We start from the raw sequence: 11895 nt of genomic DNA on the forward strand, positions 1-11895 counted from the left end.
GCTCATTGGTAGTGTTTCACCTTCGACATCTTTCCGATTCCCGGGTTGAACGAGTTTGTCGGATCGCAGCACTTGTAATGCGCGGCCAAATCGGGCTTGGCCTTGTAGAGATGCCCCACGTTATGTTCGGCCGGGTATTCCGCGCCGCGCTCGTCAAACAGCTTGAGCATAGCTGCCTTCAATGCCTTGGGGTCCGCCCCCTTTTTGACGATGTAATCCTGGTGCATCACATGGCACATGAAGTGACCGTAATAGAGTTTGTGCACCAGTTGATCCTCGATCTCTGGCGGCAGCTTTTCCAGCCAGTCCAGATCATTGCGGCGCAGTGCGACGTCCAGCGCGATGATATCTTCGACTTCATTGGCATGGATAGCCATGTAACGAACAGCAGCCCCGGCGGCGGCGAACCTATGCAGACCCGCGACCTCGGCTTCCCGCGCATCGCATTCGAAGAAGCCTGCATCGCGGTCCTTCAGGAAGTCTGGCAGCCACTCTGCTGCCTCGGCGATGCCGTCATCCTTCATCTTCAGGATCAGGTGATGTTCATACTTGTCGCGGAACTCCACCATTCGTTTGGGCAGGACGCGCGGCCACAGCAATAACGCCGCCTGCATGAAGCGATCCGTGAAGTTACGCAGAAACGGGATGCTTCGAAGGCGGGCATCCACCGCGCCCTTCAGGGCAAAGAACATCGGCAGGCGGTCCGTGCCAAACTTGTCGATCATAACGACCGTGTCCTTGCCATAGCGCGCAGTGATATCGAAAACCTCACGCTGCATATATTCGGCAGAAACTGGCAGCGATTTGAACTCTGACAGAATGTGCCGGCGCAGATCTGCCAGATCGTCGGGGTTGTCAGTTCCGACATAGAACACCTTCTCGGCCCTGTTCTTGGGGAAAGTGTCGAGCCGAACCGCAAAGACCGCGAGCTTACCGGCAGACCCGGCAGATTCGAAAAGCCTGGCTTTATCCGCATTGAACCGGGCTGGCGTTTCTGCATTCACATCCCGCACGACCTGCGCATAGTCGCTGGCCGAAGCGCGTTTGTTCGTTGCCCCAGGATTGCGTTCGAAATTCCCTTCATCGAGATTGGCAAGGATCTCTTCGGGCGTGGTGCCCAGGTCGATGCCGAGGTGATTGACCAGTTCCAGTGCACCCTGTTCGGTGATCTGCGCATAGACGGACAGTTCTGTGTAAACAGGACCTCGCTCGACCAGCGACCCGCCCGAGTTATTGCACACCCCACCCACAATCGACGCACCGATGCAGGATGACCCGATTACCGAATGCGGCTCGCGCCCCAACGGGGCCAGCAATTTCTCCAGCGCAAAAAGCGTGGAACCGGGAAAGCTGACGATCTGCTCTCCATTATTCAGCGGCACCAGAGTGTCCATCCGACGAGTGTTGATCAGAACAGCGTCGCGATCATAGGTGCCGGAGGGCGTGGACCCTTCGGTCAATCCCGTATTGGCCGCCTGCATAATGACGATCTTGTCTGCGGCCACACAGGCCTGAAGGACTTTCCATTGCTCTACCAAGCTGCCGGGTTGGATCACACATAGTGCCTCGCCCTCACCCGAGCGAAACCCGCGACGAAATCGTTCCGTCGCACGCTCGCCGGTCAGGACATGGCGCGATCCAACGATTGAACGGAAATGGGTGATCAGTTCATCATTGGTCATGGCAGCCTCCGTTACGGTCTATGCGGCGCGAAAGCGGATGTTCTCGCGGCTCAATTGGTCGATGCTGGTGACGCCCATCAGCTTCATGTCGCGCTCGATCTCGGCCCGCATCAACCCCAGCGCGCGTTCGACGCCCGCCTGCCCGGCGGCGGCCAGCGGGTACAGATAATGCCGCCCCACGCCGACGGCCTTGGCCCCCAGCGACAGCGCCTTCAGCACATGGGTGCCGCGCTGAATGCCGCTGTCCATCATCACGTCCAGCTTGTCGCCGACCGCGTCCACGATCTCGGCCAATTGATCGAAAGGCGTGCGCGAGCCGTCCAGTTGGCGACCGCCGTGGTTCGACAGAATGATGCCGGTGCAGCCGATCTCGGCCGCGCGTTTGGCATCTTCGACGGTCATGATGCCCTTGAGGCAGAACTGGCCGTCCCAGTCACGCACCATCTGCGCTACGTCATCCCAGTTCATCGACGGGTCCAGCATGTCGGTGAAATAGCCGCCAATCGAGCTGGCACCGCCGCCCATATCCACGTGTTCTTCAAGCTGCGGCAGGCGGAACTTTTCGTGGGTCACATAGTTGATGCCCCACATCGGCTTGATCGCGAACTGGATCATGCCGCCCAGTGTCAGCCGGAACGGGATCGAAAAACCGGTGCGCAAGTCACGTTCCCGATTGCCGCCGGTGATGCTGTCGACGGTCAACATCATCACCTCAACGCCGGCCTCTTTGGCGCGCTGCATCATGGCCGTGTTCAGGCCGCGATCCTTGTGGAAATAAAACTGGTAGACCTGCGGGTTCTTATGTTTCCGGCGCAGTTCCTCCAGCGACACAGTACCCAGCGAGGACACGCCGAACATGGTGCCGTACTTCTCTGCCGCGGCCGCGACGGCGCGTTCGCCCTGATGATGGAACAGGCGTTGCAAGGCGGTGGGCGAGCAGTAGACCGGCATATCCAGCTTCTGCCCCATCACCGTGACGGACATATCCACATCCGACACCCCGCGCAGAACCGAGGGCAACAGGTCGCAGCGGTCGAAGGCGCAGGTATTCTCGCGATACGTCACCTCATCATCCGCGCCACCGTCGATGTAGTTGAAGATGGGCCCCGGCAGCCGCTGTTTGGCCAGCCGCCGGAAGTCGTGGAAGTTATGACATTGGTTCAGACGCATGGCGCTGCTCCTTAATAAGCGACCGAGGGCAACCAGGTGGCAAGGGTGGGCCAAAGGAAGACCAGCGCCAGACCGGTCAGCTGCAGCAGCACGAAGGGGATAATGCCCTTGTAAATATGCGTCAGCTTGATCTCGGGCGGGCAGACGCCTTTCAGGTAGAATAGCGCGAAGCCAACCGGCGGCGTCAGGAAGCTGGTTTGCAGCGTCACTGCGACCAGGATCACGAACCAGACCAGCGCGGGTTCGTCCAGAACGCCAAAGCCCGGAATGTCGATGCCCAGCCCGTTCACGATCGGGCGCATCAGCGGCAGCACGATCAGTGTGATTTCAATCCAGTCCAGCACGAAGCCCAGCAGGAAGACGATGAACAGGATGAACAGAACCGTGCCGCTGGCTCCGAACCCGGTGGATTGTACTACATGCTCGATCAGCTCATCCCCGCCGAGTTCGCGCAGGACATATGAGAACACGGTTGCGCCAAGGAAGATCGCAAAGATGTAGGCGGTGGTGTTGAAGGTCGACACCAGCACGTTCCAGAGCTTGGCTATGGTCAGCTTGCGGTATCCCAGCGCCAGCAGGGCCGCGCCCAGCGCACCGATGCCTGAGGCTTCGGTCGGCGTAGTCAGACCTGCGAAGATCGAGCCCAGCACGGCAAGGATCAGCATCAGCGTCGGGATAACGGCGATCAACACGTCTTTGACAGCTGCCCAGTCCGGAGCTTTCGCGCCTTCAGGCGCAGGAGCCGCATCGCGTTTTACCAGCGCAAGGATGAAGATATAGGTCAGGTACAAACCGCCAATGATCACACCCGGAAAGACCGCAGCCATGAACAGGTCACCCACCGACAAGGCCATCTGGTCAGCCATGATCACCAACATGATCGAGGGCGGGATCAGGATGCCCAACGTGCCCGAGGCCGACACTACACCCGCCGCCAGTGTCGGCTGATACTTCTGCTGCATCATCGAGGGCAGTGAAAGCACGCCCAATAGTACAACAGATGCACCGATGATTCCGGTCGAGGCCGCCAGAATGATACCGATCAGCGCTACCGTGATGGCCAGACCACCACGTACAGTACCGAACAGGCGCTGCATCGAGGACATCAGACGCTCGGCCACACCGGATTCGTCGAGCATCAGGCCCATGAAGATGAACATCGGCAGCGCCACCAGAACCGCGTTGGACATGGTCGCATAGACCCGGTTTACCACCGCGCCGAGGGTCAGATAGTCGAGACCGGTAAAGGTGCTTTCCAGCCCTGTCCACAGCATCAGGTCATTGTCGAACAGATAGGCCAGACCGCAATAGGCCACACCAACACCCGCCAGCACCCAGGCCACCGGGTAGCCGGTGAACAAGAGCGCGATGAAAGTCAGGAACATCGCAATGACCAGCTTTTCCTCAGTGGTTTCGACAAGGAAGGTCAGGCCCACGCAAACAGCGGCAAAGACAGCCAGCACCAGCAGGATACGACGCAACGGTGCGCCGTCGCGCTCTGAGGCCGGCCCGTACATCAACGCGTGCCCGTCATGGATCAACCGTGCCAGTGCGGCCAGCGCCAGCAGGACAAAGCTGAATGGAATGACTGCCTTGAAGGCCCAGCGCGCAGGCAGGCCAGTGGGGCTGTCCGAGCGTTCGTTGACGCGAAAGCTTTCATAGAAATAGTCGTACCCCTGATCGATCATCAGATAGATGAACGGGGTCAGCAGGGTCAGAATGCCGATCACTTCAATAATCCGCTGCGCGCGGCGCGACAGCTGCATATGCAGGACATCTACACGCACGTGGCTATCCGTGATCAGCGCGTATGAAATACCGATCATCGTGACGATGCCGTAGAAATGCCACTGGATTTCATCCAGCTTGGGATAGTTCTGGCTGAACAGGTACCGCAGCGCCACCTGCGAGAAAATTGCACCCATAAGCAGGATATTGGCCCACATGACCACATGGCCAACTGCCTTGACCCCGGTGTCGATCGCAACGGCGATCTTCTGGCGGTCAGTTTCGGGATGTTCCAGGATACCTTCATAGGCTTCAACCGGATCACTTGTGTATTGTTCATTGGCCATGGTCATTCCTCGCTCAGCAACCCGTCGGGCAGGTCGTGAAAAGTTAGAAATTCCGGGAGTTAGGAAATAGAACGGGGCGGCGGACCCGCCGCCCCTGGACGTCAGGGAGGTTACTGACGTGGGAGGAAAGCGTTGGTTTTCCAGAGGCTGTAACCGTCACGGAATTCGTTCATGTCGGCCAGAACCTGCGCGAAGAAGGCGTCATTGGCGGCTTCTTCAGCGGCAACCTCTTCCCAGGTGGCGCGGAAGGTGTCCAGCATCTCGGGCGACCACTGCTTGATGGTGACACCGTTGTTCTCAACATTGTCGATAAGCGCGGCGTGCTGAATGGCCTCACCTTCGGCAAAGCTGTCCGCCATCGATGCCTTGCATGCGCTTTCGATGATCGCTTTGTGCTGGTCGCTGGTCTCGTTCCAGACATCCTTGTTGATCAGCAGTTCGAAGACAGTCGCTTGTTGATGCCAGCCTGGGAAATAGTTGAATTTCACCAGTTTGTGGAAACCCAGACGCGAGTCGATGGCGGGCATCGAGAATTCGGTGGCGTCAATGGCACCTTTTTCCAGCGCCGGGAAGATCTCGCCACCCGGCAGCAGCGAAGTCGCAACGCCCAGCTTTTGCATCACCTTGCCGCCCAGACCAAAGAAACGCATCTTCAGACCGTTCAGATCTTCGGGCGCGTTGATTTCTGATGCAAACCAGCCAGAGGTCTCGGGTGCGATGATGGCGCAGGGCATAACTTTCACGTTGTAACCGGCCTGATCATACATCTCCTGATACAGGGTCATGCCATTGCCGTAATACAGCCAAGCCATGTATTCGCCCGCTTCGGGGCCAAATGGTACGGCCGAGAACAGCGGTGCGGCCGGGATTTTGCCCGCCCAGTACCCCGCGGTGGTGTAGCCCGAGTTGATCTTGCCGGTGGACACGGCATCCAGAATTTCGAACGGCGGAACCAGTTTGCCCGGCTCGTAGACCTTCATCTTCAGCGTACCACCAGACATCAGTTCCAGCTGATCAGCTACGCGCGGGATCGGCGAACCCAGGCCCGGCAATTCGGTTGAAAAAGCAATCGGTGTCTTCAGCAGCAGCTTGTCAGCGGCAACCGCAGGTGCGGCCAGCAGGCTCGTGGCCACGGCCAGGCTCGTCAGGGTCTTCTTCATGAAATCTCCTCCAGGGTTGGTCGGGTTTTCTCCGATCAGTGGCGCAGGCTCTTCCAGCGCCCTCCGGTGGTAAACTAACTTTACCAGATAAAACCAGTCAACAACTTTATTTACCACTGATGAAATTTGAAAATGTGAAATTTGACGTCAGCAATGCCGCTTAAAACTGGAGGTATATGCTTTAAGTGAAAGCAATTTGTTTGAAAATCGTTCATAAACAGAGACGTACCCTTCTCTTGGGAGCAGAACTCTGAAGCTTGAATTTTGCACGGATATGGTTATGTTTATTTACCAGTTATTTCGGATATTCGGCTTCACACAGGGCAACACTTCATGAACACCACGGCGATTTTTGAACCTGTCGGACACGAATCACTGGCCGAAGCGGTGGTTTCACAAGTCGAAGATTTGATCGCCTCTGGCATCCTGAAACAGGGCCGAAAACTGCCCTCGGAACGAGACTTGGCCGAGATGCTGCGCGTGTCACGCCCAAAGCTGCGCGAGGCGCTTCAGGTTTTGGAAGAGCGCGGTCTGGTCACCACGCAACACGGCGAAGGGACGTTCGTTGCGGCCTTGACGGGCCAAGCCATGATGCCCGCGCTTCTTGCACTGTATGAACGTCATGAGCCCGCTTTTTTCGATTATCTGGAATATCGCCGCGAGCAAGAAGGGTTTGCAGCCCGCCTTGCCGCACGTCGCGCGACCAAGGCAGATAAGGAACGGATTTCGGAAATCCTCGACGAGAACGAACGTGCGTGGCAGCAGCAAGACACCAAGGCATCGCAAGAGGCAGACTTTGCACTGCACTCAGCAATAGTCGATGCCAGTCAGAATGCGACTCTGATCCACATGATGGCATCGATCTACGAACTGACCCGAAAGGGCGTTTTCTACAATCGCGACTTCCTGCGCACGATTGATGGAACCGGCGAAAAGCTGTTGCAGCAACACCTTGAACTAGGCCATGCAGTGATCGAAAGCGATGAGGAGCGAGCAGAAAAGGCCGCAACGGATCACATCGACTTTGTCGAAGAATCCTTCAGGCTGGGAATTGAACAGCAGCGACGCGAAGCCATGGCCGAGAAGCGCCGGATACTGTCGCGCTAAACGCGTTGCAGTTTACATGTCATTCAGGCTACGGACTTGATGGAACTGGCTTTGCCGATAGAAACATCGCATCGGCGGTTGACGGCCAGCAGGACCGATATTCGGAGCCTGATGTCAGATATCCTCTCCGGGCGGGTCCAGAAGGCCGCCAGGCTCCAGCAAAGCCCGCTCGGACAGCCATGGATTGAGCTCAAGCGCCTCAGACAGCGCCTCGCGCGCGTCTTCCAGACGTTTCAAACCGAGTAACGCCAAGGCGCGTCCACTCAGCGCGCCGATGTGGTTTGGCGACATTTTTATCGTGACATTCAGGTCCTGCAATGCAGCATCAAAATCCTGCCTGAGGTAATTCACAAAAGCACGCTGATTGTAACCTTCGGCAAAGTTCGGGCAGTAATCGACAAGCTGGTTGAAGTCGTCCAAGGCGCCCAGTAAATCCCACGCCTCGCGTCGTGCCATCCCCCGGTCCAGCAGGATCTGCGACCGGGCATCCGGTGCATCTGTCCAAAGCGTCCACAGCTGATCCGAGATGACACGTGCGTCACTTTGCGATTCCGCTTTCTGGATCTGCTTGATCAGCGCATCCACCCCTTCCGTATGATCGGATGTGGCGGGACATGTCTCGGCGGCGGCCGAACATGAATAGGCGATCAGAAAAAACGTGGCGGCCAGTGTTCGCATCATGGAACAAGGGTGGGCTGTAATCCTGCCCGGTCAAGTTTGATGTTCAATCCCGCCCAGCATTCCGGTTTCCTTCACCGCCTCCATCGCCACAAAAGTTGAGGTATTGGCGACATGCGGCAGGGACGAGATTTTCTCGGCCAGGACACGGCGATACTCCGACATCGTCGCCGTGCGCACTTTCAATAGATAGTCGAAATTGGACGCAATCATATGTGCTTGTTCAACCTCAGCGGTTTTACGGACGGCAGCATTGAACTCGGCCAGCGCCTTTTCGCGTGTATCGGTCAATCGCACCTCGACAAATGCGACGTGATCCAGACCCAGCCGGATCGGATCCAGCAACGCCCGATAGCCCGTAATCACCCCGCTCGCCTCAAGCCGTTTGAGCCGCGCCTGTGTCGGGGATTTTGAAAGCCCAATCTCACGCGCAAGATCAGCGACCGAGATACGACCGTCTTCAGCCACAATCTTTAGAATCGACCGGTCGAACCGGTCCAGATCAGAAAAGTCCATTGAACTGCATTTTACCATAGTTTCAGAACACTCGACTTCGATACCACTAAAATCGGTCGAATGTCCTAATTTTTCCCCTCTATAGTACCCAAAAGACCGGAGCACACATGTCACACAGCCTGCGCACACTCATCGATACCCCAACCTATGCCGATCAGTCGGTTGTTCTTGATACCCTGATTTCTCAGGCAAGCCTGACGGATGCAGATCGAAGCGCCATCTGTGCTTCGGCCGCACAGCTTGTGCGCGACATCCGGTCCAGCACCTCGCCGGGGCTAATGGAGGTATTTCTGGCCGAGTATGGCCTGTCCACAGACGAAGGCATCGCCCTGATGTGTCTGGCCGAAGCGTTATTGCGTGTGCCGGATGCCGACACGATCGATGCGCTGATCGAAGACAAGATCGCCCCATCCGACTGGGGCAAGCATCTGGGGCAATCCTCCTCCTCGCTGGTGAACGCATCAACATGGGCGTTGATGTTGACCGGCAAAGTGCTGGACGAAGGCAAGGCCTCTCCGGTCGGCGCACTACGCGGAGCAATCAAACGGCTGGGTGAACCGGTAATCCGCACCGCCGTGGCGCGCGCGATGAAAGAAATGGGTCGACAGTTTGTCTTGGGTGAAACCATTCACTCCGCCATGGAACGCGCACGCGGGATGGAGGAGAAGGGTTATACCTATTCCTATGACATGCTGGGCGAAGCGGCCCGGACCGACGCAGATGCCGCGCGGTACCACTTGTCCTATTCGCGCGCCATTTCGGCCATTGCCGAGGCCTGCACCCATGATGATATCCGCGCCAACCCAGGCATCTCGGTCAAACTGTCGGCCCTGCATCCTCGCTATGAACTGGCGCAGGAGCTGCGGGTCATGGACGAACTGGTGCCACGGCTGCGTGCGCTGGCCCTGCTGGCCAAAGCCGCAGGCATGGGCTTGAACGTCGATGCTGAAGAAGCGGATCGTCTGTCACTGTCACTGCAGGTGATCGAGGCGGTGATGTCTGATCCGGCCCTCGCGGGATGGCATGGGTTCGGTATTGTCGTTCAGGCTTATGGCCCACGCGCTGGCCTGGTTCTGGATACGCTGTATGGCATGGCCGAACGTCACGATCGCAAGCTGATGGTGCGGTTGGTCAAAGGGGCCTATTGGGACACCGAGATCAAACGCGCGCAGGTCGAAGGCGTCGATGGCTTTCCGGTCTTCACACACAAGGCCGCAACCGACGTGTCCTATGTCGCCAATGCGCGCAAATTGCTGGGCATGACAGACCGGATTTATCCGCAATTCGCCACCCACAACGCCCATACCGTCAGCGCCATCCTGCACATGGCTGAAGGTCAGCCCTACGAATTCCAACGCCTGCACGGAATGGGCGAGACACTGCATCAGATCGTGATGGACAAGCAGAACACCCGCTGCCGCATCTATGCGCCGGTCGGGGCGCATCGCGACTTGCTGGCTTACCTGGTGCGGCGTTTGCTGGAAAACGGCGCAAACTCGTCCTTCGTCAACCAGATCGTGGACGAGGACGTACCACCGGAAGAAGTTGCCGCCGATCCGTTTATCGCGGTGCAGACGCTACCGCCCGCGCTGCCGACCGGGCCTGAACTGTTTCAGCCTGAAAGACCCAACTCCAAGGGCTTCGATTTGCACCACACGCCGACCCTCGATCAGGTCGACGCGGCGCGGGATCAATACCGAGCCCATCACTGGTATGCGCAACCATTGCTGGCCAGCGACGCCAAGCCTGAAGCCGATGAGCCAGTGGTTAACCCGGCGCGCTCTCAGGACAAACCGGGTGCGGTGGCTGCAGCAAGCGCAGAGGACGTGGAACTGGCATTGGCTTCCGCCAACCCGTGGCAAGCCCCCGCTGTCGAACGCGCACGTGTTCTGAACGCCGCCGCCGATCTTTATGAGGCGCATTATGGTGAGCTGTTCGCCCTGCTGTCGCGTGAGGCGGGCAAGTCGCTGCCCGATGCGGTCGCCGAACTGCGGGAGGCGGTGGATTTTCTGCGGTATTACGCCGCCAATATCCCCGACGCCAAACCTGCCGGTATTTTCACCTGTATCAGTCCGTGGAACTTTCCATTGGCGATTTTCACCGGTCAGATTTCGGCCGCGCTGGCCACCGGAAACGCGGTTCTGGCCGCCCCTGCGCCGCAGACTCCCTTGATTGCGCATCGCGCCATTCAATTGCTGCATGAGGCGGGCGTGCCCCGCGATGTGCTGCAATTGCTGCCGGGTGGGCCAGTCGTAGGTGCCGCGCTGACCTCGGATGCGCGCGTGTCAGGTGTAGCCTTCACCGGGTCGACGGCAACCGCTCTGAAGATTCGGGCGGCGATGGCGAGGTCCATGCGCCCCGGCACGCCGCTTATCGCGGAAACTGGTGGTCTGAATGCCATGATCGTCGACAGCACCGCACTGCCCGAACAAGCCGTACAATCGATCATCGAAAGCGCCTTCCAGTCAGCAGGCCAGCGTTGTTCCGCGCTGCGGTGTCTGTATCTGCAGGAGGATATCGCCGACGACGTTCTGACCATGCTCAAAGGGGCGATGGATGCGCTGAGTGTTGCGGATCCATGGCTGATCTCGACCGATTGCGGCCCGGTCATCGACGAGCAAGCCCGGCAAGGCATCGCCGATCATGTAGCCAAGGCACGAAGCGAAGGAAGAGTTCTGAAAGAGCTGCCGCTGCCACCCGAAGGCACATTTGTGGCCCCTGCTTTGATCGAGATTCCGGGCATTGCCGCGCTGGAACGCGAGATTTTCGGCCCTATCCTGCACGTGGTGCGGTTCAAATCGCAAGAGATCGACAAGGTCGTCGCCGATATCAACGCAACCGGATACGGGCTGACCTTTGGCCTGCACACGCGGATCGATGACCGGGTGCAGCATGTGACCGAGGCTATTCATGCGGGCAATATCTATGTGAACCGCAACCAGATCGGCGCCATCGTCGGCTCGCAACCCTTCGGCGGCGAAGGGCTGTCGGGCACCGGGCCAAAAGCGGGTGGACCGAACTATATGGCACGGTTCTGCGCGCCAGACCGACAAAACTCGGCGGATACATGGAGTGCTGTGGCTGATTTGCCTGCTGCGCAAGGACAACCCGCGCCGGTCAAAACCCAATCTCTGCCCGGTCCGACCGGTGAATCGAACCGCCTGAGCGAATATCCGCGCCCACCCCTTCTGTGCATGGGACCCGGAGAGGCCGCGGCGCGCGTGCAGGCTGAGACCGTGCAAGCGCTGGGTGGTACCGCCATTCAGGCAATGGGGATGCTTGATCTGCACCGGTTGGAAAACCTGACCGGCATTTCAGGCGTGATTTGGTGGGGTGACGATGAAACCGCCTGGCAGATCGAACAACATCTGGCCCGCCGCGATGGTCCGATTCTACCGCTGATCCCCGGTAAACCCGACCGCGCGCGGGTCCTGGGCGAACGTCATGTCTGCGTCGATACAACGGCAGCAGGCGGAAACGCTGCGTTGTTGGGAGGTGCGGCATAAG

The 11895-nt window shown here is 58.4% G+C and carries 8 protein-coding genes; 2 read left to right on the forward strand and 6 right to left on the reverse strand.

What is annotated here, in order from left to right:
* Positions 1–2 precede the first annotated feature (2 nt).
* From dld to Q0816_RS16060, 4 genes are all read right to left on the reverse strand, one after another.
* A complete protein-coding gene (gene dld, locus Q0816_RS16040) occupies positions 3–1682 on the reverse strand; it encodes a D-lactate dehydrogenase (protein WP_298852344.1) in 1680 nt (559 codons plus the stop codon).
* Between the two features lie 18 nt (positions 1683–1700).
* Complete coding sequence (locus tag Q0816_RS16045) at positions 1701–2852, reverse strand: alpha-hydroxy acid oxidase (protein WP_298852346.1); 1152 nt, start codon at positions 2850–2852, stop codon at positions 1701–1703.
* Between the two features lie 11 nt (positions 2853–2863).
* The gene (locus Q0816_RS16050; protein ID WP_367180510.1) at positions 2864–4927 is read right to left on the reverse strand and encodes a TRAP transporter large permease subunit; all 2064 of its coding nucleotides are present in this window, start codon (positions 4925–4927) and stop codon (positions 2864–2866) included.
* Between the two features lie 110 nt (positions 4928–5037).
* A complete protein-coding gene (locus Q0816_RS16060) occupies positions 5038–6087 on the reverse strand; it encodes a TRAP transporter substrate-binding protein (protein ID WP_298852348.1) in 1050 nt (349 codons plus the stop codon).
* Positions 6088–6420: 333 nt separating this feature from the next.
* On the opposite strand from Q0816_RS16060, the gene Q0816_RS16065 reads away from it, so the two are divergent.
* Positions 6421–7194, forward strand: coding sequence for a FadR/GntR family transcriptional regulator (locus Q0816_RS16065; protein ID WP_298852350.1), 774 nt, complete (start codon positions 6421–6423; stop codon positions 7192–7194).
* Between the two features lie 114 nt (positions 7195–7308).
* On the opposite strand, the gene Q0816_RS16070 is transcribed toward Q0816_RS16065, so the two are convergent.
* Together Q0816_RS16070 and Q0816_RS16075 are read right to left on the reverse strand one after the other, a co-directional pair.
* Positions 7309–7875, reverse strand: a complete 567-nt coding sequence (locus Q0816_RS16070; protein WP_298852352.1) for a tetratricopeptide repeat protein — start codon at positions 7873–7875, stop codon at positions 7309–7311.
* A gap of 30 nt (positions 7876–7905) precedes the next feature.
* On the reverse strand, positions 7906–8388 hold the full coding sequence (locus tag Q0816_RS16075; protein ID WP_298852355.1) for an Lrp/AsnC ligand binding domain-containing protein: 483 nt from the start codon (positions 8386–8388) through the stop codon (positions 7906–7908).
* 107 nt (positions 8389–8495) lie between these two features.
* On the opposite strand from Q0816_RS16075, the gene putA reads away from it, so the two are divergent.
* Complete coding sequence (gene putA, locus Q0816_RS16080) at positions 8496–11894, forward strand: bifunctional proline dehydrogenase/L-glutamate gamma-semialdehyde dehydrogenase PutA (protein ID WP_298852357.1); 3399 nt, start codon at positions 8496–8498, stop codon at positions 11892–11894.
* Position 11895 lies beyond the last annotated feature (1 nt).

Source organism: uncultured Ruegeria sp., assembly GCF_947497005.1.
In the GTDB taxonomy this organism is placed as follows: Bacteria; Pseudomonadota; Alphaproteobacteria; order Rhodobacterales; family Rhodobacteraceae; genus Ruegeria.

What these genes read in the sequence shown, in the direction of transcription:
- Q0816_RS16075 (WP_298852355.1), bottom strand. Translation starts at nt 8,388, where the DNA reads ATGGACTTTTCTGATCTGGACCGGTTCGACCGGTCGATTCTAAAGATT.
- dld (WP_298852344.1), bottom strand. Translation starts at nt 1,682, where the DNA reads ATGACCAATGATGAACTGATCACCCATTTCCGTTCAATCGTTGGATCG.
- Q0816_RS16065 (WP_298852350.1), top strand. Translation starts at nt 6,421, where the DNA reads ATGAACACCACGGCGATTTTTGAACCTGTCGGACACGAATCACTGGCC.
- putA (WP_298852357.1), top strand. Translation starts at nt 8,496, where the DNA reads ATGTCACACAGCCTGCGCACACTCATCGATACCCCAACCTATGCCGAT.
- Q0816_RS16070 (WP_298852352.1), bottom strand. Translation starts at nt 7,875, where the DNA reads ATGATGCGAACACTGGCCGCCACGTTTTTTCTGATCGCCTATTCATGT.
- Q0816_RS16045 (WP_298852346.1), bottom strand. Translation starts at nt 2,852, where the DNA reads ATGCGTCTGAACCAATGTCATAACTTCCACGACTTCCGGCGGCTGGCC.
- Q0816_RS16060 (WP_298852348.1), bottom strand. Translation starts at nt 6,087, where the DNA reads ATGAAGAAGACCCTGACGAGCCTGGCCGTGGCCACGAGCCTGCTGGCC.
- Q0816_RS16050 (WP_367180510.1), bottom strand. Translation starts at nt 4,927, where the DNA reads ATGGCCAATGAACAATACACAAGTGATCCGGTTGAAGCCTATGAAGGT.